Origin of the sequence: Streptomyces liliifuscus, from assembly GCF_016598615.1 — a bacterium.
Taxonomy (GTDB): Bacteria; Actinomycetota; Actinomycetes; order Streptomycetales; family Streptomycetaceae; genus Streptomyces; species Streptomyces liliifuscus.
Window position 1 is genome coordinate 148073 of sequence record NZ_CP066832.1, and the last position, 24067, is coordinate 172139.

A 24067-nucleotide genomic window follows, 5' to 3' on the forward strand; every position below is an offset into this window, starting at 1 on the left:
CACTCGGTCAGTCGGACAGCCGGGCATCGATGAGCGCCTTGAACGCCTCGTACGAACCGGGGATGGCGATCTGTTCTCCGTCGAGGAAGAAGGTCGGGGTGCCCTGCACGCCCAGGCCGAGGCCATCGCGCTGGTCGTCCTGGACGCGTCCGGCCACCTCCGGGTCGGCGAGGTCGGCGTCGAACCGGGCCATGTCCAGGCCGAGTTCCTTCGCGTAGCCGCGGAAGACGGACTCCTTCCACTCCTGGGACTCGCCCCACTCCTTCTGAGTGGTGAAGAGCTTGGTGTACATCTCCTCGAACTTGCCCTGTCGGGCGGCGGCTTCGGCGGTGCGGGCGGCGAGTTCGCCGTTGCGGTGGCCGGGCATGGGGAAGTAGCGGGCGACGAAGGTGACCCGGTCGCCGTACTCCTCGCGCAGCTGCTCCACCACCGGGTACATCGCCCCGCACGACTCGCACTCGAAGTCGAGGAACTCGACGATCGTCAGCTCGCTCTTCTTCGGCTCGCTGAGACGGTGGCTGGAGTCGCGCACGGGCAGCGCCTCGGCGGCGGGCTGCACGTCCAGGCCGCCGGCATCGCGGTCGTCGGGGGAGAACAGCAGGAAGGAGCCGAAGGCGGCGGCGAAACCGGCCACCAGCACGGCGGCGACGATCAGGTGCTTGTGCAGCTTCTTCATGATTCCTCGGTGGGCGTGGTCGTCGTAGGGGGGTTGGCGGGTCGCCGGTCGCGGGCGTGCAGGCCCGCCAGGTAGGCGTTGTAGGCGGCGAGCGGGTCGTTGCCGTCGCCGCGGTCGATCTGCCGGTCCACGCGGCGGGCCTCGCGCTGGTCGGAGCGGACCCACTGGATGGCCAGGATGATCGTGGTGATCAGGACGGGGATGTCGCCGGTGGCCCAGGCGATGGCTCCGGCGTCGTACTGGTCGTCCATCGGGTACTCGACCCAGGGCCGCTCGAGCGCCGACCACCAGCCTTCGCCGATCAGCGCGGTCGAGCTCATCAGCGAGATGCTGAACCAGGAGTGGAACGGCATCGTCAGGATCAGCGCGAACAGCCGGCCCAGATGGGGCGGGCGGCGCGGGCCGGGGTCGATGCCGATGACGACCCAGAAGAACAGCAGTCCAACGGCCAGGAAGTGCACCAGCATGAACGTGTGGCCCAGATGGCTGCGCATCAGGGTCTCGAAGAGCGAGCTGTAGTAGACGACGAAGGCACTGCCGATGAACAGCACGCTGGCCACCACCGGATGCGAGATGACCTTGACGTACCGGCTGTGCAGCAGCTTCATCAGCATCTCGCGCGGCCCGTCCGGCTCCCCCTTCGGGGCGGCGGGCAGGGCCCGCAGGGCGAGGGTGGCCGGCCCGCCCAGCACGAGCAGGATCGGTACCGTCATCGCGAGGATCATGTGCTGGCCCATGTGCACGCTGAACAGCACCTTGCCGTACGTGTTGAGCCCGCTCATCGTGGCCAGGACGGTCACCGCCAGGCCCAGCAGCCACGAAATCGTCCGTCCCACGGGCCACTTGTCGCCCCGCTTGCGCAACTTCCGTACGCCCGCCAGATACAGCAGCGCGGCGGCGGCCGCGCCGAAGGCGAACAGCGGGTCGAAGTGCCACTGGGTGAACAGCGGCGTCCACGGGAAGTCACCGAGCGGCGGCGGCATGGCGAAGCCCAGCAGCTCCTCGGTGGGCGAGAGCGAGGCGTCACCGGCGCCGGGGGCGGGAGTGCGCGAGAGGCCGACGGCGAGACCGATGGCGGCGGCCATGAGCAGGAGTTCGCCGGCGGCGAGCCGGACGAACCCCCGCCGCCTGCCGTCCTTGAGGGCGGGCAGTGTGCGGCGGCGATGCCACCATCCGATGCCTCCCAGCGCGGCGAGCGCCGCCGCCTTGGCGAGCACCATCAGCCCGTACCGGCTGGTGAACACCTCACCCAGGGACGGGAATCGGACCACGGCGTTCACCATGCCGCTGGCCGCGACCGCGAGGAGCGCCCACGCGGCGAGCGGGCTGAAGCGCCGGACGGCGTCCGCCGCCTGCTCCTCCCTGCGCGCGGCGACGATCAGGACGAAGACCAGCCCGCCGACCCATACCGCGACACCGACCAGGTGCAGGGCGAGGCTGGTGACGGCGGCGTCGTGATTGCCCGCCGCCGAGGAGTGCCCGGTGAAGGCGGGCGGGAGCATCCCGGCGACCGCGAGGACGAGCGCCAGACGGGCCCAGCGGGCCGTGCCGATGCCCACGCAGAGCGTCGCGATCAGACCCGCGGCACCCGCCATAAGCGCGTACGAGCGTCCCTGGGCGTCCGTGGCGACGAAGTCCGCCACCACCGCGGGAGACACGATCTCGCCGACCGGCTGGGCGAACAGGTCCGAGAGCGTGAACACCAGCGCGGCCACCGCCGCCAACGTCCACAACGCCGCAGCCGCGGCAGCCCAGTTGAGGTAACGCAGCTGCGTTGGGCTGAGCTTCTTGCCGCCCGGCAACAGCACGACGACCAGCAACAGCGCACCCACACTCGCCACGGCGGCCGCGTCCGCGAGGGTACGGGCAACCGGCAGGCCCCACGCGGTCAGCGCACCCGCATCCTCAATCCCGGGGATCTCGACCGCGGCCCCGCCACCGGCCCACACCGCGACCGCGGTGACGGCGACGGCCAGGCCAACCGATCCGGCCAGCACGAGCGGCAGCTGCGGCAGCCGCCCGGCCCTGGAGGTGGTCTCAGTGGCCATGACCGGCCCGCCTTCGTCGTACGGCGTACGCGCCCGCGGCTGCCACGACCAGCGCGCCGGCACCCACGAGGACGGGGACGCCCCCACCGGAGGACCCCGTATCGGTCTTGTCCGGCGCGGACTCCTGGGCGGCGCGGGGAGTCGCCGCACCGGTCGACTCCGCGGCGCGTGGCGACGGAGTGAGGCTGGTGGTCGCGGCGACAGTGAAGGTGTACGAGCCGGAGACGGGGTGGCCGTCGGCGGAGACGACCCGGTAGCCCACCGTGTACGGCCCGGCGGGCGAGGCGGGATCGAGGGCGAGGGTGACCGTCTTGCCGGAGACCCGCGGCTCGCCCGAGGCGGCCGACTTGCCGTCCGAGGTGGTGACGGCGACCTTGGCGTACTTCTGGGTCATCGCGTCGCTGAAGGTCAGCGTGACGCGCGGGGGCAGCCCGGCGAGTTCGGCGTTCGCGCCCGGGCTGCTGGTGTCGAGTTCGGTGTGGGCCGCGGCCTGCGGCGCTGCGACGGCCAGGGCCGCCAGGGCGGCGGGGAGAACAAGGGCGCGTGCCGCCGTGCGGACGGCACGCCGGTCGGTGACGTACATGACGCGGAACTCTCTGTGACCCCCGGCAGCCAGGGCGCCGGGACGGGAGGGACCGGCCCGCCGGGCGGCCCTCGCGTCAGGCCCGTCAGGGCAGGCGGAGAGCGCCGATCGGCGTCGGCCGGAGAAGGGCGAACGGACCGTGCCCGTCACGCGGCGGCGCCCGGCCCTCGTGCAGCCGCACCAGCAGAGCCGACATCAGCGGCGAGGTGCTCTCGGGGTAGGCGGCCTGCGCGCCGGTGCTGTGACGGCCGCCGAGCAGTGGCCAGAAGAACAGCAGCAGACGCCGTACGACCAGCAGGAGGGACCTGCTCTGCCACAGCAGCCGCTCCGAAACGCCCAGCAGGCGGGCGACGAGCAGCAGGGTGACCAGGTGGCCGGCGAGCAGCACGCCGGGCGGCGGCCCGGCGGCCGCGTCGTGCTCGATCAGCCGGCCCAGGCCGCCGACGGAACTGTCCTGCCCGGTCACCGCGGCGCAGGCTCCGGGCAGCGAGTAGGCCACGTGGTAGGCGAACTGCGCGAGGGCGAGCACGCCCAGCAGCTGGGTGTCCGTCAGCCGATGCCGCGTCAGCACCGCCGCGCCCGGCAGCGCGACGGCCGCCGTCGCGGCCACGATGATCCACCGGGGCGCGTGACACTGCGAAAGCACGTGCCCGGCCAGCGGCAACAGCACGCACAGCACCGCGAGCACCCCGGCCCGAAGCCCGCGCAGAACGCCGGACGCCGGCGAGCCGGGTCCGGGCGAGCAGTGCGTACGCATCAGATCGTGGCCTTCAGGGAGTCCGTCGCGGGGAGCGGACGGGGCGGCGGGTGACAGGTGACGGGATCGCATGGCCCGTACGTCCTGGAAGCGTACCGACCACCCCGCCCGCTGGTTCACGACAGGGTCCAGCTCCCGGCGCCGCCGCTCGGACGCTTCCACCAGTCGAGAGGTTTCCGCAGGTCAGATGATTGTTAACCGACATGACAACGGTCACCGATGCAGCCTTTGGTGATTCGCGTATGCGTGCGTTTCACTGCGGGCAAGGCAACCGCTGCGAGGGGGAAGGCGTACAACATGGGCGATCGCAATCACGAGCACGGTCCAGGACACGAGCACGGAGGAGGAGGGCACGCCGGGCACTCCCACGGCGTCTCGGCGGACGCCGACCGGCGCTGGCTGGGCATCGCGCTCGGCCTGATCACCGTGTTCATGGCGGGCGAGGTCGTCATCGGCATCATGGCCCAGTCCCTCGCCCTGATCTCGGACGCGGCGCACATGCTGACCGACGCCGTGTCGATCGTGTTCGCGCTGATCGCCATGCGGCTGTCCGCACGCCCGGCACGCGGCGTCTTCACCTACGGGCTCAAGCGTGCCGAGATCCTCTCCGCCCAGGCCAACGGCCTGACCCTGCTGCTGCTCGGTGCCTGGCTGGCGTACGAGGCCGTGCACCGCCTGATCGATCCGCCCGAGGTGGAAGGCGGGCTGGTGTTCGGCACAGCCCTCGCCGGGATCGTGGTGAACATCGCGGCCGCCTGGTGCATCTCCAAGGCCAACCGCTCCTCCCTCAACGTCGAGGGCGCCTACCAGCACATCCTCAACGACCTGTTCGCGTTCATCGGCACCGCGGTGGCAGGTCTGATCGTGCTGACGACCGGGTTCGCCCGCGCCGACGCCATCGCCACGCTCGTGGTGGTCGCCCTCATGTTCAAGGCCGGGTACGGGCTGCTGCGCGAGTCCGGCCGGATCTTCCTGGAGGCCGCCCCCGCAGATGTCGACCCGGACGCACTGGGCGACAAGCTCGTCTCCCAGCCGGCCGTCGTCGAGGTCCACGACCTGCACGTCTGGCAGATCACCTCCGGCCAGTCCGCCCTGTCCGCGCACGTCCTGGTCGAACCCGGCGGCGACTGCCACGCCGTCCGCCGCGACCTCGAAGAACTCCTCCAGCACGACTACGGCATCACCCACACCACGCTCCAGGTCGACCACACCCAGGAAGAGGTGCTGCAACTCGCCCTGACCGGCGAAGGAGCGGGCGACGCCGCGCACTGCGAGGACCCGCACGGCCCCACCCACCGGGACGGGCCGCACAACCACTGACCTTCGGGCCGACGCGACGACGGTACACGGTTCCCTGAATTCAAGTTTCCGTGTACCGTCGAGGGTGTGCTGACCATTGCCTCCGACATCGACGCCCTGGCCCGCTTCGGCCGTGCGCTCGCCGACCCGCTCCGCTGCCGCATCCTGCTTGCGCTGCGGAAGGCGCCCGCGCACCCGGCCGATCTGGCCGAGGCGTTGGAGATCTCCCGTACCCGGCTGTCGAACCACCTCGCCTGTCTGCGTGACTGCGGCATCGTCGTCGCCGTCCCCGAAGGCCGTCGCGTGCGCTACGAACTGGCCGACGCCCGCCTCGGCCACGCCTTGGACGACCTGCTCGGCGCGGTCCTCGCTGTCGAGGCCGACCGCACCTGCCCGGACGCCGAGGAGAAGGGCTGCTGCTGATGACGATGTCGATCTCCCTGGGCCCCGCGCCGGACCGCCGCACCCAACTGGCCCGCCGCATACGCCTGCTGGTCGCCGCCACCATCACCTACAACGTCATCGAGGCGATGGTCGCAATTACCGCCGGCACCCTCGCCTCCTCCACCGCCCTGATCGGCTTCGGCCTGGACTCGGTCGTCGAGGTCTCATCGGCAGCAGCCGTCGCCTGGCAGTTCTCCGCCGCCGACCACGCCGTACGCGAAGCCCGGGAGAAGACGGCGCTGCGCATCAGCGCCCTCTCCTTCTTCGCGCTCGCCGCCTACGTCACCGTCGACTCCGTACGCGCCCTCACCAGCACCGGCGAGGCCGAACACTCCACACCGGGCATGGTCCTGGCCGCCCTCTCCCTCGCGGTCATGCCGTTCTTGTCCACCGCCCAGCGCCGCGCCGGACGCGAACTCGGCTCCGCCTCCGCGGTCGCCGACTCCAAGCAGACTCTCCTGTGCACGTACCTGTCGGCCGTCCTCCTGGTCGGCCTGCTCGCCAACTCCCTGCTCGGCTGGAGCTGGGCCGACCCCGTCGCCGCCCTCGTCATCGCCGCCGTCGCGGTCAAGGAAGGCCGCGAGGCATGGCGCGGCGACAACTGCTGCGCGATGCCCATCGGAGGAATCACTCCTGAAGCCGAGGAGCAGGACGGATGCGGGTGCGGGCCGGGCTGCTCGTGCTGCACCCCGGCGAAGGAGGCGAGTACCCGATGATCGGCTGGGCCTGGGCGGCACTGGCGCTGTACGGATTCTGGTTGCTGTCCGCCTTCGGCCTGCGCACGCTCATCCAGCGCCGCCGCACCGGCGACTCCGGGTTCCGCGGCCTGTCGGGCACGCCCGGCTCGGCGTCGTGGTGGGCCGGAGTGCTCTTCGTCGTGGCTCTGCTGGGCGCCGTCGCCGCACCCGCCGCGACACTGGCGGGCCTGCCGGTCCTCATCGACGACATCCCAGCCGTGTACGGGATCGGTGCGGCGATCGCCATGCTCGGCGTCGCCGGAACACTGACAGCCCAGCAGGCCATGGGAGCGTCCTGGCGGGTGGGCGTTGACCACGCCGAGCGCACCGCACTCGTCAGCGACGGCCCGTTCGCTCACATCCGCAACCCGATCTTCACCACCATGGCCGTCACCGGCCTCGGACTGACGCTGATGGTGCCGAACGTCCTGGCGCTCGCCTGCCTCGCCGCGCTGATCATCGCCGTCGAGCTACAGGTGCGTGTGGTCGAGGAGCCTTACCTTCGGGCAGTCCACGGCCCTACCTACCTCCACTACGCGGCCACTGCGGGCCGCTTCGTACCCGGCATCGGGCGGGAGCGAACCAGTAGGAAGGACGCTGGCCTCCAGTCATGACCCGAGCCATTAGCGCCAGCCTCTGACGCAGCGGCAGCGACATGACAGGTGGCGGACAGTCATCTGTTCGGCGGCCAGCCGGCCTGCCAGGTTGGCTTTCTCGGAGTATTTGGCCCCACCTGTTCCGGCCTGACCTGGACCTGAGCCTTCGTTCGATTCCGGCCTCACGTGGCCCCACTTGGTTTTGTATCGGCCGGTGGGCAGTGGTGCCGGACGAAGCCGGAACTACACCCGTCCGTTTTGGGGTGGTCCAACGCAAACCGGAGAACCGGGGCCGAATGGCGGTGAGAAAGCCAGCCAGGTGTCGCACCACAGGTTGACCTGCCACCGGCGGGTGTCCCTCGACCTCTGGCTCGCCACCATGAACAGCGGCCTCAGCTTCGGCCGACTGTCCATCGGCTCCTCCGCCCGTGCCCTCGGCCTGGCCGATCCCGGGCCGGGGCGGGCCTGTACGACGGCGGCACCCTCGTCTGTGTGACCGCCCGCCCTGCCTGCGAGGACGCCAACGGGCTCGGCCTCATCGCGCGCGGCCCGGACAGAAGCAAACTCATCGGCCAGGTCAGCGATCTCCTGCGGCGCTGGAGCCAGGAGAGGCCCGAGCAGCCCGTCGTCACCGGCTACCCCGCGGCCACACCCGACGACCGTCTCGCCGCCGGTGCCCACGTCAACCGCCGCGTGACCCGCCTGACCATCGGCTGGTGACCACCTTGAACTCCGTGGGCTCCAGCGTCACCAGACCGATGGGATAAGGACGTTCGACGGCCCCAAGGGGGCATGTCCTCGGCCCGGCGAGGAGATCCCATCTCAACGCAGGGGGCGGGGCACCCGGCAGTCTTCGACCGAAAACCCCGCCCCTGTACGTGAACGTTCTCGCAGGCGCCGCAGTACCGCACCCTGCGCGGGTGCCAGCCGAAACCGGTGCTGGAGCGGGCAGTCAGCTACACGATCCGTACGGCGCACTCGCTCTCGAGCTGTTCGGCAGAGCCCGGACATTCGACGGCGCGGCCAAGGCATCGCGAAGCCGTTCGATCTCCATCCGCTGGGCGGCGATCTGCGACAGAGCCCGTTCCCTGAAGTCCGTGAGACCGCCGATCTGCTCGTCACGCGCGGCGAGGCGCTCCTTCAGCCCGGAGACCTGTTCTTTGAGGCGCTCGATCTGTGCAGCCCGCGGGTCCGGAATCACGCCCGTTTCCCGAAGCTCGGCCAACCGGCGCTCGAACTCCTCCGCCAGGTGCTGGTAGGGACCTGGCCGCGGCGAGCCGTCGCGATTCTTCTTGGGATAGAAGCCGGTGCGGGTGACCCCGGCTTGGGCCGCGAGGGTCTTGATATCGCACTTGCTGCCTGCGGGAATTTCACCGGCAAGGAGCCGGTCCATGACGTGCCGAATGGCCGCCTCGTTGTCCCGTCGGGTCTCGTCGCTGATGCGGGCCACGTCATGCCCCCGTTCCGGAGTTCACGTCAATCTCGGACAACACCCGTTCATCGCGGGCAAGCTCCGCACCCAGCCGGGCCTTCTCCGTCCGCTGCGCGCGCCCGATGGTGGCGATGAACACCTTCTTGCTCTCCGCGCTAGCCGCCCACACCGGGCGGTGCCCGGCATGGTGGGTGGCCTGGGGGCACCGCGCTGAATCGCACATGCCGATCAAGGGCTCTGTCGCCCCGCGGGCGTGGGCCCCTGCGAGCTTGAGGCACAGCGCCTTGGACGGATCGAGGAACCAGCAGTAGTTCGCCGGCCCCAGGTGCAGGGCCTTGGCCCGCTTGGCGAGCAGGTTCGTCACCTCCTGGTCGCTGCGCTTGATGTTCGGCGCCCCGGAGGAATCCAGCTGTTCGTCGACGAACGCGAAGAAGTCCAGGAGGTCGCTGGCGCCAGGCCCCGCAGGCCGGATACCGTTCTGGTAGTCGCGGAAAGCGTCGAGAGCGACGCGCATCTTGTGCTCTCGCTCCTCTTGGCCGAACTCGGCCATCAGCACCGACTGGGCCCCACCGGGGCGGTCCGCATAGCCCTCCGTGGTGACCACGGAAATGTGCTTGAGATGGATCTTGGCCGCCAGCAGACCACCGGGCCGGTGCGCCATTTCCACCGCGAGGGTTCTCCTTAGCATCCGCAGACTGACCGGCACCTCGGGGATCGGCGCCAGCCCAAGGCGACGGCCCACTGGGCCATTGACCCAGGTCAGGAACCATTCGTACGGGGTGAAGAAGGAGAGCGACTTAAACAGGTGACCGGCGTTCTTCACCGGGTCAGCGAGCGAGGCGGCTACGCCGGCGGTGTCGTACGCCTGCTTGATGGTCACCCACTGATCGTGTTCACCACCCAGCTTCCGGCCCTTGATGACCTTGCCCTTCAGGCGGTAGCGAACGCGGCCCTCGCCGAGCTGTTCGGGAGGCAGGCGGCAGTCATGGGTCAGCTCAGCCAGTTCACTCTTCCGCATCCCCGTCAGTGCGGCGAGCGCGATGACGCAGGCTGTGCGGGCCCGGGAGAGCTGCAGGCGGGCCTCGGTGGTGTTCAGCGGCAGGGTCCAGGGAACACTGCCCCGTCCGTCCGCGCGTTCGACCAGAGCGGCCGTCCGGCCCCAGCGTTTGGACAGGCCGACTTCCCTGACGGCCTCCTCCAGGTGGCCGCGCAGCGTGGGCAGCCACGTGTAGTGGAAGGCGTGCCGCCCGGTCTCGTGAGCGAGGGAGATCAGGTTCACCCGCAGCAGCGGATCGTCCGGATCCCAGCCGTCCGCCAGCCGCTCGGCTACGACGTGATCGAGAGCGACATCCAACGGATCGCCCTCCTGTATGTGCCGGTCGATGGCCTGCGCGACCTCGACCCTCCAGTCCGGACGCTCACGGTTGTTGCGGCCCGGCCGGTTCGGCACCATCTCCTGCAACTGTTGCTGCAGCTCCATGACGTGCGGCGCCAGCACCTCCACCACGTACAGGGCCGCCGCGACGAGCGGTTGGAAGACGTCGTTGCTCAGCGGAGGTGTCGTGTTGCCCGTCCGACGGACCATCCCGGCGACGGAGTACGCCGTGCGTCGCCCCCACGGACGGAAGGCCGACACGTAGCCGTCGGCCGAGAACAATTCCTTGTAGTAGCCCAGCTCCTGGATGACCGCCACGACGTCCATGCGGTAGCCGGGGCTGCTGTCGCGGATCACGACACCGTGCTTGTCCCGTACCTTCTTGCGAAGCTCCAGGTAGGCACCGCAGTGCTGCTGGGTGACCTCCCCGAGACTGTCCACGCCCTGCTCGGTGAGCCAGTTCAGCCAGCCGGTCAGCACGGTCAGCCGCCCATGCACCGTGGCAATCAGCACCGGCGTTCGGTAGGCGTGAGCAAGTTCCCGCACAGCACGGTGGTCCGGTGCGAGCCGGGCGAAAATGAACTCCTTCGCGAGTTCCCTCCACTGAGGATTGAGGATCTCGGTGAAGGACAAGATCCGCGCGTACCGCGCAAGGTACCGCGGCAGCCCGATGACACCGGTGAAGTCCCAAATTGCGTCATCGAAGTGAGGATGCGGGCCCGCGCCGTGGACCGGCAGACCGGCCGCAGCGCACACGTCTTCACCTCGAAAGACGGAACGCGAAAAGGCAGCCGCGAGGCCCGCGGGCCGGTGCAGGGTGGTCATACGGTGTGCTCCTCAGGTCGCAGCGGAAGCTCGACATCGGAGTCGGTGACCTCGGCAGCTGCTGCCCGTAGCGCGTGCTCGGAGAAGTACCGGTCGGGGGTCAGGATCTCGTCGAGACGGTGGGCGTACGGGCCGAAGACGGGGATGAACTCGGCGGTGGGCATCTGCTGCCACTGGCGGGAGAAGAACGCCCGCAGTCGCAGCAGGTTCGGCAGATGGCGTGGGGCGAACAAGGCCAGCGGGCACAGCAGGCAAACCCACGGGCGTGCCGGACAGGGCTTGCCCTTCGGCCCATGGAGCCCCGACAGTTGATCTCCACATGCCGCGGTGAACACGTCGCGTTCCCCGGACAAAAGCTGCGCCAAGGCGTCGTCGTCCAGGCCGAGCCGCTTCATGTGCTCGGGATAGTTCTCCACCAGGTCGGCCATTTCAGCGGTGGCCAGCACCAAGGGCGGCAGCGCCCGGCGAACGAGGTCCTCCTGCGCCTGGGCGATGATGTCTTCCGCCGCCTCGCGCTGAGCCGGCGTCGTGTTCGTCAGGTAGTGGTCCCCCTCGATGCCGGGGGACCGGTTCGGATCCAGCGTTGACCGGCGGCTGCCGCGCCAGTGCGATCGGTCTTTCAGCGCGTCGTGGGTAGTGCGGATGCGGTGCCGGTGAAGGAACAGGGGGCGGCCGTCGTCACCAGTCATCTGCGTGGGGCGCCCGTCCTCGTCGACGGCTTGGCGCCGCTCCACCCAGGCGCATATGGACAGGCGCGTGGCCGGCTTGGCCAGCCATCGCTCTCCCGCCCATGTGCCACTCGGCGTGAAACGCACCCAGAGTTCGTCGCGCAGTTCCTCGGGCGCGAAGCGGCGGGCCACCGCGGAGTGATCGAGCCACTGTTCCAGCAGGCGAGTGGCCTGACGTGACAGAGCAAGGCTCTCCGCCGCCGTGCGGCCCTTGACGTAGCTGAGGAGGATCTTCTCGTCACCCGCCCACTCGATGTCGGTAAGTCCCAGGTCCGCGATCCCGTCCGGCACGACCCCGGTGTAGGCGCCGAACAGCAGCTGATAGGCGATGATCACATCCAGGGTCGGGATCAGCGGATCCAGCACCGCGCGAAGACCGACCCCGTATCTCTGCCGGAAGGGGAACGAGCCGCGGCCTGCCATCTCGCTGACGAGCGGGTCGGGCCCGTTGTGAAGCACCAGCCAGTGATGGGCAGTGCGCTCACGGAGCGAAGCCCCTGGCCCGTCAGCTGACGAAGCCTGCTCACGGGCCGCGCAGAACGCGCGGAACGCGCCATCGACCTCGTCGCGGCAGGTACGGATGAGCCGGGCCCATTCGGCCTCGCTGTACGGCTGGTGCGAGCCGTACCGCTCGCCCGTGTTGAACAGCCGGCCATCGACGAACGCGCGCACATCCGGCGCGAGAATCTGATCCTGGTCATCCGCGCAGCGCAACATCGCCCGCAGCGCGCTCTCCTGGGAGGATCGCACCCCTTGCCGCCAGTACCGGGCGAGGAGCGCGCGCGTCAGGTCGGAGGCCCCGCCGGAGAACCCGAACTCGACCAGCCAGTCGGTGAAGCCGCGGACGGCCGTGAGGTAGAGGTCGAAGCCTCCCGCGCTGTCGACCTGCCCGTGCGGATGGACAAGGTCCGTAGCGCCTTCCAGCAGCGTGCGTGCCAGCCCCGGGAGCTCCACTGGCCGCCGCACACGCAGGGGACGGCGGTACTCCGACCCGTCGCTGAAGATGCAGTGCACACCCAGCGGGTCAAGGGTGACGGTGGCCGGCATCAGACTACCGCCGGTTCGTCGTCGAACTCAGTCTCGAGCTCCAGCTCGGCCTCCTCGGCCAGCAGCCCGTACTCCTTGCCGACCCGTCGATACAGGGAGGTGAACAGGCGGAGCACGTCCAGACGGTGGAGGTACGCTTCCGTGGTCAATGAACTGGTATGTCCGAGCAGATCGCGCAGAATCAGCAGCGGTTCTTGGGTCCGCAGGTAGTGCGCCAGGGCGGCATCGTCGTCGGTGTCGCGGACCTGTCGAGCAGCCTGCTCGTACCAGCCGCGCATCAGCCGCGCCATGGTCGCCATGGCCATGGTGTGACGCAGCCGGTGCGGATTGACGTGCGGGAAGCGCGGCTCGTAACGCTCGCGGATGCGGTCAGAGGTCCTGGCGAAGACCGTGGACCATCCGGTGAACGGGCGTCCCTGGCCCCACACCGACAGCAGCATCGAACCGCCCTCCGGGGCGACCAGACGCCGCCGATCGCCGGGGCCGAGCGAGCTCCACTGCACACGGACCCCGTTGACGCGTCCGCCCCGCTGGTCGGCGTCCGTCACGAACAGCGGCTCTCCCCAGCGGGCCGGTGGACGCCACGACGATCCGAACGTCGCTGCTGCTCGGTCGAGAGCGATGTAGGAGTGCAGCTCGGCCAGCGAGTCGTAGTCGATCCACGACTCGCGGTACTTGCTTCCCTTGGTGATACCGGAAGGGATCGGGAACGACACCGGCACCGCGGTCCGTCGCGAGGGAAGCAAGGGCACCTCGCAGACCAGCAGGTATGTGTACTCCTGGCTGCGTAGCCCGCTGGAGACGATCATTCGGCCGACCGCCGAGTTTCGGGCCAACTCCCGTCCGCGGTACCGCAGATCCCGCTCCCCGTCGGGGCTCAGGCCCGCCAACCCCTTCAGGAACATGTCCGTGAAGTCGTCGTCGAGATACTTGATCGTCACGTGAGGCTTGGCCTGGCGCCGCCGTGACTGGTTGACCTGTCCGCGACGGACTTGCCCCTTGAAAGTCCAGACCGCCTGCCGGTACGTGAACGGCTCGGAGTCGGCGTACTCCTCGTCCTTCGCCCACTTGTAGAACCCCGCCAGAATCCCCATGTTCTGGTTCCACGTGGACGTCTCGAAGCGGTGCTGGATGGGCCCCTGGGCTCGATAGACGGAGTACGCGCTCAACGCTGCCTTCAGGCGACGCCGCGTGTCGAACAGGGCGACCCCGTGCCCGGATATGAATTCCAGCCACTCACGCACCGTACGCACGTAGTAGGGCCACGAATTTGGTGATGGGCATCCATTCGCTGGCAGCTCGCAGGCCCAGCAGTTGATCACGGTGGTGGGACGGACGCCGTTGCTGTCTTCGAAGAGAAGGTCCTCGTCGAACAGCAACGGCATCCCCTCCGGGATCGCCGGCCTGAACGCAAGTCCCCAGGACTCCCAGCCTGCTGATGAGTACGTCGATTGGTGCATGGCCGATGAGTACCAATGCAACCCGGCTGAGTGCAACAAGCAAACGAGCAGGTCAGGTGGGGTATCAGACGGTAAGCAACACCGTCGTTAAGCGGGAACAAGCAAGTACAGCGCCCACAAGGTATTGAGGAGCGCCAGGGCAAACGACGTCGTCGCGTTGACGAGGGTCAGGGTGCGCAGCCGGTGGTCGCCGTTCACGTAGTGCAGGCCATCACCGATCTCGGTGTGCAGACGCCGGACTTCCGCTGCCGGCCGGGCGCATTCGGGGGCCTGGATGCGGGCGGTGCACCAGGCGCTGACGAGGTAGGACAGGACATCCCCGAGAAGCGCCCGGGCCGGGCCGAGGAGCGCGGTCAGGGTGGCGCCGAGGTTGCTGCCCGCGGTGGCGGCGATGGCGAAGAGGCTGCCGACGCGGCTGTTGCTCCGCTGGAGCAGGGACCGGTCGACCAGGCTGGGCAGGAGACTGATCGCGGCGGCATCGTGCAGCACCCCCGCCGCGCCTTGCACGACCGCGACCAGCATCAGCTGGGTCAGGGACAGCCGGTCGAGCGCGGCCGCCACCGGCACGCTGGCCAGCGCGGCGGCGCTGACCAGGTCGCCAGCGATCATCTGCCTCCGTTTGGAGTGTCGATCGGCGAGAGCCCCGGCGTGCAATGCCAGCAGTGCGGGCGGCAGTTGGCCCAGGAACGTCAGCCAGGCGACTTCGGCGGTGGTCGCGTTCAGTTCGAGCACCGCCAGCACGGGGATCACCATGCTGCTGATCGAACTGCCGGTCACGCTGGCTGCCTGCCCGGTCAGGTAGCGGCGGAAGTTGCGGTGCCGCCACAACGACGGCCGGGTGCCGGGAGAGGAGGAGGGGTCAGTGGAGGAAGTCATGGAGCACCTCCTCGGCTTCTGGCAGGCGCTCGCACAGCTCGGCCATGGCCGCCTGCCGGTTGCGGCCGTACGCCTCGAGTTCGGGGGTGACGGCGGCCGGGTCGTCGACGGCTTCGGACAGGGGATACACCGAGCAGGCCAGGTATCCGGCGGCAAGGCGGGGCACGGCTAGGAGCTCTTCGGCCGGCAGCGCCGGGTTGGCTTCCCGGTAGGCAGCGACAGCTTCGGCGAGGCCGGTAGGCCACTGCGGCTGCGCCAGGACAGTGCGCGGGTCCAGGACGATCCGCCCGAGCTCCCAGGCGGGGCTGCGGTGACCGGGCCGTCGGAAGTCGATCAATGCCGCCACCTGCTGCCCGCGAAGGAGCAGGTTGGGCGAGGCCAGGTCTCCGTGGACGGTCTGCACCGTCAACGTCGTCGGCAGCCCTTTGACCATGGCGGCCACGGCAGGCAGCGCGTCGAGCCGCTGGGCGGCGGTTTCCCGTGCCCAGGCGGGAAAGCCCGAGGCGGGCGGCCTCTTGGCGAAGAGGACGAGCAGCCGGTCAAGGCGCTGCCAGGCCCGCTTCACGTCGCAGACTTCCCGGGCGGGCACACGGCGCGGAGGCCCGGCCGGGTGCCGGGCCAGGGTCCGGTGCAGGCACCCGACGGTCTCGCCCACCGCGGCCCACCGATCGCCGGACAGGCCGCCCTCCGCCGTCTCCGTGTCCTCGACGAACGCCGCGACTGACACCGCCATGTCGCCGGCGGCCGCGATGAGGTCACCTTCCAGGGTCTTGCGTACTACCGGCACCGGGATCCGGCCGAGCCGCGCGAACTCGCCGAGCTCGAGCGCCTGGCGCTCCGCGTCCAGATCGGTGCCCGCCGGGTAGGCCTTCACGAACCACCGGGCTCCGTCGCTGTCCCGGGCCACGTAGTTGCGAGTGGCGGTCCCCGCAGGACCTTCGCCGACCAAGGTCGGGACGATCCGGTAGAACAGCGTCAGGATCCCCGCCACGACCATCACGTCCGACTCTGAGGCGTTCATCGCGGCGCCCCCGGGTGGCCGGAGGGATGCAGCAGCTGGCGCAGTGCTCGGGCATCGGCCTGCAACTGCTCCTCGTCCTGCTGTCCGAGATCGAGCGCGTCGAAGGGGAGCGGGCCGCCCGGCGCTGGATCCGTTCCGGCTTCACGTCGCGGAACGCAGTGCCAGTGGGCGTGCGGGATCTGGTTCCCCAGCAGCAGGTAGTTCATCTTCAGCGGCTCGTAGAGCGCCTCCACCGCGCGGCCCAGGGCCAGGACGTCGCGCCAGAAGGCGGCCGTCTCCTCCTCGTCCAGCTCGGTGGGTTCGGCGATATGACGGCCGGTGTAGATCACGACGGCATACCCGCGGACGTGGCCGCTGCGCCACAGGTAGGCGTTGCTGACCTCCCCGCGCCGTACAAGCAGGCCCCAGCCGATGTCGTCGGCGTCGAAGTCGTTCTGGCACATCGGGCAGCCAGCGCCGACCCGGTGCGCGGTGAAGTCCGTTGGCCAGGCGCTGCTGGCTGGCGAGTGCGCGGACTGGGCCTGAGGGGGGTCGGGGATCATGCTGCCTCCCCGGTGGTGCGCTGCTGGAGTTCCCACAGAGAGCGGAACAGCCCCGGCTCGCGGGTGAGCTGCGCATAGGTCCCCTCCTGCACCAGGCGTCCCTCGTCGAGGACGACGATGCGGTCGGCCACAGCGACATTGGTGAGCCGGTGCGTGATCAGGAGAATGGCCCGGTCCTTGGCCAGCTCCCGCAGTCCGGTGAAGACGTGGTGCTCAGCTCGGGCGTCGAGGGCGGCCGTGGGCTCGTCCATCACCAGCAGGGCCGCATCGCGGTGGAAGGCCCGGGTGAGCACGACGCGCTGCCACTGCCCGCCGGACAGCTGCTGGCCGCCGAACCACTCGGAGGTCAACAGGGTGTCGAGGCCGGACCGGAGAGCGGGCAGCATGTCGGCGGCTCCGGACGCCGTGCAGGCCGCCAGGACGGCGGCGTCACTGCGGTCGCCCTGCCCGAAGGTGATGTTGTCCCGCAGGGTCAGCGGCAGGTACGTGTACCTCTGCGGGGCCAAGGCCACGTGTTTCCAAGCCTTCCAGGGCTCCATCTCGGTCGTGGTCGTGTGGTCCCAGGCCACCTCGCCGGAGGTGGGCAGGAGCAGGCCGCAGATCAGCCGGGACAGCGTGGACTTCCCCGATCCGTTCTCTCCGACCAGGGCCACGATCTCTCCGCGCCGTACCTGCAGCGACACCCCGCTCAGGCTGTCCCGCTCGGCGCCGTCGTATCGGTAGGTGACGTCGCGGACCTCGAACCGCTCCGGGGCCGCGGACAGCGTCTTCGTCCCGCGAGAGCCGGCCATGGCCTGGCCGTGGGCGTTGTCGAGGAAGTTCTGCCAGTCCTGCACGTACCAGCCGGTGCGCACCAGCCGGGCGCCGCCGTTGATGATGCCGCGGACGGATCCGGTCGCCGTCTGGAGGGCGAAGACCGCGCCTCCTCCGGCCGCCAGGTCCATGCGCCCGGAGGCCAAGAGCCACAGCAGCGCAGCCCACACCGCGGCCGAGGCCACCCCGCCGGCGGCCGCGCCCGCGAGGCCCATCCACGCGCCCGTATCCGCGGCCTTGCGTTCGGCGGCGTTGACCGAGGCGGCGAGCCGCCGATACCGGCCGAGGAGGAACGGGCCGGCCAGGCAGGCGCGCATCTCCTCGCTGGACTCCATGTAGGCCATGTGCCAGCGCAGCTTGTGCAGCATCCGGCGCCGACCCGAGGTCTCCAAACCGGCCAGGTACACCACGCGTGCGGCCCGCACGTAGGCGGCCGCCTGGGGCAGGCACGCCAGCAGCAGCAAGGGGAGGAGGAGCGGGTGGATCACGGCGAGGACGGTGGCTCCGGCCGCGAGGGTCGCGGTGGCGGCCAGCACGTCTTGGGCTTCCTCCACGAGGTCTGGGGTGACCTGGGAGCCGCGGTCGGCGATGTCGTAGAAGTCGTTGTAGCCGGGCTGATTGTTCGCGGCGAGCTCGGCGCCGAGCGCCGCCTCGATCATGGTGAGTTCCGCGGCCCGGGCCAGGAAGGGCCGCAGCCGCCCGGTCAGCCACGTCACCGTGATGCCCAGCAGAGCGCGAAGGCCGGTCGCCGCTGCGATGACGGCCAGCTGTGGGGCCGCCTCCCACAGCCGGTCGGAGATGTCGCCGGAGGAGATCAGCGCGGTCAGGGTCCCGGTGACGGCCAGCAGGCCCAAGGCCGCGAGCACGCCGGTGCCGACCTGGCAGGCCAGCAGGCCGGCCGTCGCGACCCGGTCGACCCGCCAGGCCAGCTTCAGGGACCGCAGCACCAGCGCGGGCAGGCGCCGCGCCATCGTGACGGTCGTCATCTGCGCACCAGCCTGAAGCCGAGAGGTATCCCGGTAGAGGAACTCCTCCTCCTGCGGCGTGCTCACAGCATCTTCCGGAGGGCCCGCCTCCGATACGCTCTCGCCTTGCTGCTCGGATGTACTGCTTGTGCTCAAGCTGTCCCCCGATCTGTCGGTCACGGCTGGTCCGTGATGCTCAACGAGCTGGCCGAGATATCGAACTGGCGTGTTTCAGTCGCTCCCGATTTCCCGAGATAGAGCGGGTGGCGGCACGTGGAAGATGCACGAACCCGTCCGGCGCAACAGGTCTGCCGAGCTGCGTGGTTGGCCGAATCGCCGAGGTTCGCACCGGCGGGCGGGTGTGGCCTGGTGGGCTGGCCGCAGCAACGCCGCAATGGCCGCGCGCCGCCGCACGGGGTCGATATCGTGGTGCCGGTGCGGATGATGGATGCCGAGTTCGGTTCCACGACCTTCGTGGTCGTCGATGTGGAGATGCGTCGCCAGCCCGGCGGCCTTGTTCCGGCGGCCGTAGCCGCCCTCGCTCTCAGCGGGGCGGACTTCCAGCCCTTGTGGCGGGTTCACCAGGAGATCCGCGAGGAGCTTCATTCCTCCTGGAAGACGCCGCGGCCGCCTCGACTGCCTCACGAACTCCCCGAGGGGTCCGCGGGACTCGCCCTGCGGGAGATCGAGCGGCATGTCACGGCGCAGCCGCATCGGATCGTCGCCGCGCTGGGCCTTATCGAGGCCTCGCTGCTGCACACCGAGCGGGCCGCGTGCCCGCGTCTGGCCTCCCTCACCCGCTGGGACGCGGTGGAGCTCGCTCGAACAGCCTGTCCCGGCGTCGAGGGAGGGTTCGAGGATCTCGCCCGGTATCTGGGTGTGCGGCTGCCTCCGGGACCCCGGCCAGCCACCCAGGAGGCCTGGGCGGTGGCCCAGGTGTTTCGACACGCGGTCGAGCGCGGTGCGGCCGCGGGCCGGTGGTCGACCTTCGCTCAGCTGGAGGAGATCGCCGGGACCGCGGCGAAGCCGGTCGAGGAGAAGTTCCTTGCGCCGCCCACGGTCCAGGGCTCGCTGTTCGGCTGACGGCCCCGGTTCCGGCCCGGGCCCCGGGGTCGGGCCGGTCATGCCCGGCGTGCGACGACGATGCATCGCGTGCTGTCGCCGGTGAGAGGGCTGCCGTCATACCCGCCGAACGTGCCGTGAACCGTGAACCCGGCTTCGGCGAACGCCCCCCGGAGCTCCTCTGGGGTGTAGAGGCGCGAGGAGCTGTGGAACGGTTCGACGTGGCCGTCCTCGTAGCGGGTGGACATGCGGCTGTTGAGCCGGGCGGTCGCCGGGTCCCAGGTGGTGTGCACGGTGGTCGTCGCCTCAGGACCTTTCAGGATCCGGGTGCCCACCTTGGCCGTGGCGCTGTTGGGCGGGAAGTGATCCATCCCCAGGAGGGCGCCGGGCCGCAGGACACGGGCGGCCTCCTTCAACACGACGAGGTCTTCCTCGGGGGTATCGAGGAACCCGAAGCTCCGCAGCATCAAGACGGCGTCGGCCGAGGCGTTGCGGAAGGGCAGCGCCCGGACGTCGGCGCGTACGAAACGGGGGCGCCGGCCGTTGGCGCCTGCCGACGAGGCGGCGTGCGCGAGCATGTCGGGGGACAGGTCCACCCCGACGGTGCGGGGGAAGCCGCGCCGGGTGAATTCGTGCGTGTGACGGCCGAAGGCGCAGCACAGATCGAGGATCGCCTGGCTGGGCCGAAGGCCCATATGGTGGATGAAGAAACCGACACTGCGGCGGGTCTTGGCGTGGTTGTGGTGGCTGTAGCGCTGGTGGGGGCCGCGGCCACGGTAGTTGGTGATCCACCAAGGTTCTTGATCGGGTACGGCTTGGGCGCGGGGCATGGCACTCCGAGGGCGCAAGAGGACGGGACGGTGGAACTCTGGCTGGTGCGCGCGGCGCCCCGTCCACGGGCATGGACAGGGGCACCGCGCGGGTCACCCCGGGATGAGGCCGGGCACGGGAACGAGCAGGCCGTCACGGACGGCGAGGACCCGCATGCCGGCCTCCAATGCGGACGTGATGCCGTCCGGCGCGTCGTCGACGGCCAGGCACCGGGAGGGCGCTCGCCCGATCAGCCGGGCGGCCTCCAGGTACGCGTCGGGGGCCGGCTTCCCGCGCGCCACCGATTCGGCCGTCACCACGACCGGCAGGAGCTCGCCGAGGTCAAGCCGGTCGATGAGGGGATGGATGAGAACTCCGGCCGCGGCGGAGGCGACGGCCCGCGGCAGACCCAGAGCCTCGGCCCGCCGCAGCAGGTTCATCGTGCTGTCGATCAGCCGCGGCGGCGGCCCGTTGAGCAGCAGGCGCCGGCTGGCGGGCACGATCTCCTCGACCGGGAGCGTGCGCGGGCCCGCGAGGCGGACGATGACCTCGCGGATGGGCAGCCCGCAGTTCAGGGCGTACCACTGCGGGTCGACGTCCACGCCGTACGAGGCAAGAGCCTGCTGGAGCGCGCTCAGCCGGATCTCGGCGTTGTCGACGACGGTGCCGTCCCAGTCGACGACGACGCCGTCGACGTCCTGGAGCAGCTCGTCCACCGTGGGGTCGGCCGCCGGGACGGGCTGCGGCGGGAGGTTCACGGTCATCGTCCCTCCGCCCAGCTTTTGGCCGCGCGCTGGATGGTTTCAGCGAAGCGGTGCAGGTCGGCCTCGGTGGTCTGCTGCTGAAGGGTGACGGCCAGCATCCGGTCCACGGTCTCGGCGGCGCGCGGGCAGTCGGCCGGGCTCAGGTCCTGGCAGGCCGGGTGCTGGTGTGCCGCCCGGAGCCGGTAGGTGCCGACGGAGTTGGCCACCCCGGCCTCGGCCAGGCGGGTGCTGAAGTCCCGGGGGCGGTCGAGATCGACGCGCCACAGGGCGCTGTACCCGTTGGGGGCGTCGCCGGGAGCAGGGGCGTGCACGGTGAGCCCCGGGGTGTCGCCGACGAGGTCGTAGAGCTGGCGGGCCTGCTCGCGGCGCCGGGCCACGGCCTGGTCCAGGGCCTTCAGGTTGTGCCGGGCGAGCGCGGCGAGGGGTTCTGCCAGGCGGTAGTTCATCCCGCGTCGGCTGGCGGCCGGTGCGCCGGGGGCGGGTGTGAGCCAGTGCGTGCGGTACGCGGCGGCGCGGGCGGCGAGGTCGTCTTCGTCGGTGAGGAGGTAGCCGCCCTCCCCACAGGAGATGATCTTGCCGTCCTTGAGGGAGAAGCAGCCGATGCTGCCGACCGTGCCGGCCGTGCGCCCCCGAGTGGTGCTGCCCTGGGCCTGGCAGGCGTCCTCCACGACGTGCAGGCCGGCCGACTGCGCGTACGCGACGAGGTCGATCAGGCCGTCGGTCCGTCCGGCGAGGTGGACGGGGACGATCGCGCGGGTGCGCTCGGTGGTCTTGGCGGCCACGTCGGCCAGGTCCATGCCGCGCCCGTCCTCGGCGGCGTCGACGAAGACCGGACGGGCGCCGACGGCGGTCACGGCGGACACCGTCATGATCACGGTGGCGGCGGGGAGGAGGACCTCGTCGCCGGGGCCGACGCCGCAGGCGACCAGCGCGGTGTGCAGCGCCGCCGTGCCGGAGGAGACCGCGATGGCGTGCCGGACTCCGTGGACCGTGGCGAGTTCGGCTTCCAGGGCGGCGGCCTCGGCGCGGCCGGCCGGGTCCGGCATGCGGCCGATGGACGCCTTCAGCGCGTCCAGGGCGTGGGAGGTCGTCGTCACGCGGGGCTCCCGGAGGTCGTGGTGCCCAGCACCCGGTCGAAGTCCATCAGGGGCCACATGTTCACGCAGTCGACGCTGAACAGGGCGCAGTCGCTTCCGCAGCCGGAGGGCTTGCCGAACAGTTCGGCCGCGTCGGCGCCCTTGATGGTGCGGTGGCGCTCGGTGGGTGTGGCGGCCATCTTCAGGGAGGACGGGCAGTCCCAGAGCGAACCGTCGGGCTCGGCGAAGTACAGGGTGTCCCCGCCGAAGCAGCCCTCGACGGCTCCGGTGAGGTGGTGGATGGCGGAGGCGACCTGGCCGGGGTAGGTCCGGGGCGGGAGCTGGAGGGGGAGGTCGGCGGCGTAGAGACGGTCGAACTGTTCTTCCAGGAGCGGCAGTTCGGCGTCGGTGAGGACCAGGGTGTCGTAGAGGCTGTGCCCCTCGGGCAGGGCGACGGGCTGGGGCACGGCGTAGTCGCAGCCGAGGTCGGCGGCCAGCTGCGGCACGCCGAGGACGTCCGGCAGGTTGAGCTTGGTGATGACGGTGTAAAGGCCGACGCGGGGCCGGGCCTGCGGGCCGCGGGCGGCCAGCAGGGCCTTGATGCCGCTGACGACGCCCTCCCAGCCGTCACCGTCCTTGCGGGGCGGGCGCCAGGTGTCGTTGTAGTCGGGGTCGGTGGAGTCCAGCGAGACGGAGAAACCGTCCACGCCCAGCTCCACCAGGCGGCGGGCCATGTCCGGCTGGTTGAGGGCCACGCCGCTGGTGCACACCACGACCTCGAGCCCTCCGCCCTTGAGGATCTCGATGAGGTCGAGGATGGGCCGCCACGTGAGCGGCTCGCCGCCGGCGAGGAAGACCCGTCGTACGGCCGAGTCGGCCAGGGTGCGGGCGAAGGCCATCACCTGCTCGGTGGGTAGGTCGTGGGGCGAGAAGTGCGACAGCAGGCCGGGGGTCTTGTCGACGCGCTGCTCGTCGAGCCAGGTGAAGTAGCAGGGCTTGCACTGGTGCGAGCCGCAGTAGGAACGCAGCGCCCACAGCAGGCTGACGGTCCTCGGTATCGCGGTCATGGTCTTCCCTCACGTAGTCGGAGCGGGGCGGCCGCGCGCGGGCGGCCGCCGCTGCTCGGTCGGCTGGTTCGACGGGTGGTTCAGCCGTGCCAGGGGTTGTCGGGGCTCTGCAGGAGCCGTACGCGGGCGTGCTGGGTGGCGAATTCGTCAGCGCGGGTGTGCCGCTGCTTCCACAGCACGGCGAGCCAGCGCAGGGCACAGGTGCGCTGGGCGGCGAGGAAGAGGTGGCGGTTGGCGGGGGTGATGCCGAGGTCGGGCAGGAGCGTGATCCAGGTGCTGTCGGGGATCTCGCGGGCGCTGATGTGTTCGATCAGGTCGGCGGCGTCGAAGTGGACGGTGCTGTGCCCGCTGTACTCGAAGTCGACGCAGGGGCTGGAGGCTTCGTCGCGCAGCCAGTTGTTGAGGTTGGAGTCGCCTCGGGAGAGCACGGCCGGGGCGGAGGTGTCGTCGACGAGTTCGACGTCGCCGCTGGCGTGCCAGGCGGTGAGCAGGGCGCGCATGTCGGCGGTCAGCGGGTCGTCCTCGTGGCCGGCGAGGAGTTCGGGCCAGCTGCCGGTCAGGCGCAGCATGTAGTGGGAGCCGGAGTCGATGCGCTCCAGTTCGGCCATCAGCCCGGACAGGGGCACGGCGTGGAGGCGCTCGGTGGTCTGGGCCAGGCCCTTGAGGGCGGCTTCCAGGTCGGGGCTCTCCAGCAGCGGCGTGCCCTTCAGCAGCGTCATGCCGATGGCGGGGACCTCGTCGTGCTGGTCGAGCCACAGCGGGCGGGGGACGTCGTCGGCCTGGTGCTCGGCGAGCAGGGTCAGGGCCGCCCACTCGCGGTCCACGCGCCGGCGGTGGTTGCCCTTGGCGTAGAGCTTGACGCAGATGGGCCCGGCCTCGGGGTCGTCCCAGGCGTAGACGTGGTTCTGGAAGCCGCCGGTGAGCGGGCGCAGGCCGTGGCCGGCGAGCACTTCCTTGAGGCGGATCTCGCTGCCGGTGCGGGCGCCGCGCAGGTCGGTGAGGAGCTCGGCGGGCGGGGCGAGGCGCGTGGGGTGCATGCGGGGTACTCCGTGACGTCTGGTGGT

General features: G+C 70.5%; 24 protein-coding genes. 7 read left to right on the forward strand and 17 right to left on the reverse strand.

Annotation, left to right across the window (positions count from 1 at the left end):
• Window positions 1–7 precede the first annotated feature (7 nt).
• From JEQ17_RS48865 to JEQ17_RS48880, 4 genes are all read right to left on the reverse strand, one after another.
• Window positions 8–676 carry a DsbA family protein gene (locus JEQ17_RS48865; RefSeq protein WP_024127577.1) on the reverse strand — a complete coding sequence of 223 codons (669 nt, stop codon included), beginning with the start codon at window positions 674–676 and terminating at the stop codon, window positions 8–10.
• A complete protein-coding gene (locus JEQ17_RS48870; RefSeq protein WP_024127578.1) occupies window positions 673–2724 on the reverse strand; it encodes a cytochrome c oxidase assembly protein in 2052 nt (683 codons plus the stop codon). The genes JEQ17_RS48865 and JEQ17_RS48870 overlap by 4 nt, the downstream gene beginning before the upstream one ends.
• Window positions 2714–3307 (reverse strand): copper resistance CopC family protein, encoded by a 594-nt coding sequence (locus tag JEQ17_RS48875; protein ID WP_024127579.1) that lies wholly within the window; start codon window positions 3305–3307, stop codon window positions 2714–2716. Before JEQ17_RS48875 ends, JEQ17_RS48870 begins: the two co-directional genes overlap by 11 nt.
• Before the next feature lie 85 nt (window positions 3308–3392).
• Complete coding sequence (locus tag JEQ17_RS48880) at window positions 3393–4136, reverse strand: hypothetical protein (protein WP_234048887.1); 744 nt, start codon at window positions 4134–4136, stop codon at window positions 3393–3395.
• A gap of 225 nt (window positions 4137–4361) precedes the next feature.
• Here JEQ17_RS48880 and JEQ17_RS48885 point away from each other — a divergent pair, with 225 nt between their 5' ends.
• The 6 genes from JEQ17_RS48885 (at window position 4362) to JEQ17_RS48910 (ending at window position 7860) form a co-directional block, all read left to right on the forward strand.
• Window positions 4362–5384 (forward strand): cation diffusion facilitator family transporter, encoded by a 1023-nt coding sequence (locus tag JEQ17_RS48885; RefSeq protein WP_234048888.1) that lies wholly within the window; start codon window positions 4362–4364, stop codon window positions 5382–5384.
• A gap of 66 nt (window positions 5385–5450) precedes the next feature.
• Window positions 5451–5786: an ArsR/SmtB family transcription factor gene (locus JEQ17_RS48890; protein WP_024127582.1), complete on the forward strand. Its 336-nt coding sequence runs from the start codon at window positions 5451–5453 to the stop codon at window positions 5784–5786.
• The gene (locus JEQ17_RS48895) at window positions 5786–6523 is read left to right on the forward strand and encodes a cation transporter (protein ID WP_024127583.1); all 738 of its coding nucleotides are present in this window, start codon (window positions 5786–5788) and stop codon (window positions 6521–6523) included. The genes JEQ17_RS48890 and JEQ17_RS48895 overlap by 1 nt, the downstream gene beginning before the upstream one ends.
• Window positions 6520–7158 carry a methyltransferase family protein gene (locus JEQ17_RS48900; RefSeq protein ID WP_024127584.1) on the forward strand — a complete coding sequence of 213 codons (639 nt, stop codon included), beginning with the start codon at window positions 6520–6522 and terminating at the stop codon, window positions 7156–7158. The genes JEQ17_RS48895 and JEQ17_RS48900 overlap by 4 nt, the downstream gene beginning before the upstream one ends.
• 301 nt (window positions 7159–7459) lie before the next feature.
• On the forward strand, window positions 7460–7636 hold the full coding sequence (locus JEQ17_RS48905; protein WP_200402220.1) for a hypothetical protein: 177 nt from the start codon (window positions 7460–7462) through the stop codon (window positions 7634–7636).
• Entirely contained in the window at window positions 7633–7860 is a 228-nt protein-coding gene (locus tag JEQ17_RS48910) for a protein-L-isoaspartate O-methyltransferase (protein WP_024127585.1), read from the forward strand. The genes JEQ17_RS48905 and JEQ17_RS48910 overlap by 4 nt, the downstream gene beginning before the upstream one ends.
• Before the next feature lie 232 nt (window positions 7861–8092).
• Here the strand turns inward: JEQ17_RS48910 and JEQ17_RS48915 are convergent, their stop codons facing one another.
• The 8 genes from JEQ17_RS48915 to JEQ17_RS48950 all read right to left on the reverse strand — a co-directional run bounded on the left by JEQ17_RS48915 (window position 8093) and on the right by JEQ17_RS48950 (window position 18311).
• Complete coding sequence (locus tag JEQ17_RS48915; RefSeq protein WP_024127586.1) at window positions 8093–8590, reverse strand: hypothetical protein; 498 nt, start codon at window positions 8588–8590, stop codon at window positions 8093–8095.
• A 1-nt stretch (window position 8591) separates the two neighbouring features.
• Window positions 8592–10772 carry a site-specific integrase gene (locus JEQ17_RS48920; protein WP_193460133.1) on the reverse strand — a complete coding sequence of 727 codons (2181 nt, stop codon included), beginning with the start codon at window positions 10770–10772 and terminating at the stop codon, window positions 8592–8594.
• Complete coding sequence (locus JEQ17_RS48925) at window positions 10769–12547, reverse strand: hypothetical protein (protein WP_024127162.1); 1779 nt, start codon at window positions 12545–12547, stop codon at window positions 10769–10771. The genes JEQ17_RS48920 and JEQ17_RS48925 overlap by 4 nt, the downstream gene beginning before the upstream one ends.
• Window positions 12547–13932 (reverse strand): site-specific integrase, encoded by a 1386-nt coding sequence (locus JEQ17_RS48930; protein ID WP_024127588.1) that lies wholly within the window; start codon window positions 13930–13932, stop codon window positions 12547–12549. The genes JEQ17_RS48925 and JEQ17_RS48930 overlap by 1 nt, the downstream gene beginning before the upstream one ends.
• A gap of 162 nt (window positions 13933–14094) precedes the next feature.
• On the reverse strand, window positions 14095–14883 hold the full coding sequence (locus JEQ17_RS48935; protein WP_200402221.1) for an MFS transporter: 789 nt from the start codon (window positions 14881–14883) through the stop codon (window positions 14095–14097).
• The gene (locus tag JEQ17_RS48940; protein WP_200402222.1) at window positions 14867–15904 is read right to left on the reverse strand and encodes a phosphotransferase enzyme family protein; all 1038 of its coding nucleotides are present in this window, start codon (window positions 15902–15904) and stop codon (window positions 14867–14869) included. The genes JEQ17_RS48935 and JEQ17_RS48940 overlap by 17 nt, the downstream gene beginning before the upstream one ends.
• Window positions 15901–16446 carry an HIT family protein gene (locus JEQ17_RS48945; RefSeq protein ID WP_234048889.1) on the reverse strand — a complete coding sequence of 182 codons (546 nt, stop codon included), beginning with the start codon at window positions 16444–16446 and terminating at the stop codon, window positions 15901–15903. Before JEQ17_RS48945 ends, JEQ17_RS48940 begins: the two co-directional genes overlap by 4 nt.
• The gene (locus tag JEQ17_RS48950; RefSeq protein ID WP_407700181.1) at window positions 16443–18311 is read right to left on the reverse strand and encodes an ATP-binding cassette domain-containing protein; all 1869 of its coding nucleotides are present in this window, start codon (window positions 18309–18311) and stop codon (window positions 16443–16445) included. Before JEQ17_RS48950 ends, JEQ17_RS48945 begins: the two co-directional genes overlap by 4 nt.
• A gap of 348 nt (window positions 18312–18659) precedes the next feature.
• Between JEQ17_RS48950 and JEQ17_RS48955 the strand changes: the two genes are divergently transcribed.
• Complete coding sequence (locus tag JEQ17_RS48955; RefSeq protein WP_200402224.1) at window positions 18660–19307, forward strand: hypothetical protein; 648 nt, start codon at window positions 18660–18662, stop codon at window positions 19305–19307.
• Between the two features lie 38 nt (window positions 19308–19345).
• On the opposite strand, the gene JEQ17_RS48960 is transcribed toward JEQ17_RS48955, so the two are convergent.
• The 5 genes from JEQ17_RS48960 to JEQ17_RS48980 form a co-directional block, all read right to left on the reverse strand.
• Complete coding sequence (locus tag JEQ17_RS48960) at window positions 19346–20116, reverse strand: class I SAM-dependent methyltransferase (protein WP_200402225.1); 771 nt, start codon at window positions 20114–20116, stop codon at window positions 19346–19348.
• Between the two features lie 93 nt (window positions 20117–20209).
• Window positions 20210–20860 carry an HAD family hydrolase gene (locus JEQ17_RS48965; RefSeq protein WP_200402226.1) on the reverse strand — a complete coding sequence of 217 codons (651 nt, stop codon included), beginning with the start codon at window positions 20858–20860 and terminating at the stop codon, window positions 20210–20212.
• On the reverse strand, window positions 20857–21957 hold the full coding sequence (locus tag JEQ17_RS48970) for a DegT/DnrJ/EryC1/StrS family aminotransferase (RefSeq protein ID WP_234048890.1): 1101 nt from the start codon (window positions 21955–21957) through the stop codon (window positions 20857–20859). Before JEQ17_RS48970 ends, JEQ17_RS48965 begins: the two co-directional genes overlap by 4 nt.
• Window positions 21954–23003, reverse strand: a complete 1050-nt coding sequence (locus tag JEQ17_RS48975; protein ID WP_200402227.1) for a radical SAM protein — start codon at window positions 23001–23003, stop codon at window positions 21954–21956. Before JEQ17_RS48975 ends, JEQ17_RS48970 begins: the two co-directional genes overlap by 4 nt.
• A gap of 80 nt (window positions 23004–23083) precedes the next feature.
• Complete coding sequence (locus JEQ17_RS48980; RefSeq protein ID WP_200402228.1) at window positions 23084–24040, reverse strand: aminoglycoside phosphotransferase family protein; 957 nt, start codon at window positions 24038–24040, stop codon at window positions 23084–23086.
• Between the last annotated feature and the right edge of the window lie 27 nt (window positions 24041–24067).

What these genes read in the sequence shown, in the direction of transcription:
- JEQ17_RS48935 (WP_200402221.1), bottom strand. Translation starts at nt 14,883, where the DNA reads ATGACTTCCTCCACTGACCCCTCCTCCTCTCCCGGCACCCGGCCGTCG.
- JEQ17_RS48980 (WP_200402228.1), bottom strand. Translation starts at nt 24,040, where the DNA reads ATGCACCCCACGCGCCTCGCCCCGCCCGCCGAGCTCCTCACCGACCTG.
- JEQ17_RS48880 (WP_234048887.1), bottom strand. Translation starts at nt 4,136, where the DNA reads ATGCGATCCCGTCACCTGTCACCCGCCGCCCCGTCCGCTCCCCGCGAC.
- JEQ17_RS48900 (WP_024127584.1), top strand. Translation starts at nt 6,520, where the DNA reads ATGATCGGCTGGGCCTGGGCGGCACTGGCGCTGTACGGATTCTGGTTG.
- JEQ17_RS48945 (WP_234048889.1), bottom strand. Translation starts at nt 16,446, where the DNA reads ATGATCCCCGACCCCCCTCAGGCCCAGTCCGCGCACTCGCCAGCCAGC.
- JEQ17_RS48920 (WP_193460133.1), bottom strand. Translation starts at nt 10,772, where the DNA reads ATGACCACCCTGCACCGGCCCGCGGGCCTCGCGGCTGCCTTTTCGCGT.
- JEQ17_RS48875 (WP_024127579.1), bottom strand. Translation starts at nt 3,307, where the DNA reads ATGTACGTCACCGACCGGCGTGCCGTCCGCACGGCGGCACGCGCCCTT.
- JEQ17_RS48960 (WP_200402225.1), bottom strand. Translation starts at nt 20,116, where the DNA reads ATGCCCCGCGCCCAAGCCGTACCCGATCAAGAACCTTGGTGGATCACC.
- JEQ17_RS48895 (WP_024127583.1), top strand. Translation starts at nt 5,786, where the DNA reads ATGACGATGTCGATCTCCCTGGGCCCCGCGCCGGACCGCCGCACCCAA.
- JEQ17_RS48925 (WP_024127162.1), bottom strand. Translation starts at nt 12,547, where the DNA reads ATGCCGGCCACCGTCACCCTTGACCCGCTGGGTGTGCACTGCATCTTC.
- JEQ17_RS48930 (WP_024127588.1), bottom strand. Translation starts at nt 13,932, where the DNA reads ATGCCGTTGCTGTTCGACGAGGACCTTCTCTTCGAAGACAGCAACGGC.
- JEQ17_RS48965 (WP_200402226.1), bottom strand. Translation starts at nt 20,860, where the DNA reads ATGACCGTGAACCTCCCGCCGCAGCCCGTCCCGGCGGCCGACCCCACG.
- JEQ17_RS48865 (WP_024127577.1), bottom strand. Translation starts at nt 676, where the DNA reads ATGAAGAAGCTGCACAAGCACCTGATCGTCGCCGCCGTGCTGGTGGCC.
- JEQ17_RS48885 (WP_234048888.1), top strand. Translation starts at nt 4,362, where the DNA reads ATGGGCGATCGCAATCACGAGCACGGTCCAGGACACGAGCACGGAGGA.
- JEQ17_RS48870 (WP_024127578.1), bottom strand. Translation starts at nt 2,724, where the DNA reads ATGGCCACTGAGACCACCTCCAGGGCCGGGCGGCTGCCGCAGCTGCCG.
- JEQ17_RS48975 (WP_200402227.1), bottom strand. Translation starts at nt 23,003, where the DNA reads ATGACCGCGATACCGAGGACCGTCAGCCTGCTGTGGGCGCTGCGTTCC.
- JEQ17_RS48940 (WP_200402222.1), bottom strand. Translation starts at nt 15,904, where the DNA reads ATGAACGCCTCAGAGTCGGACGTGATGGTCGTGGCGGGGATCCTGACG.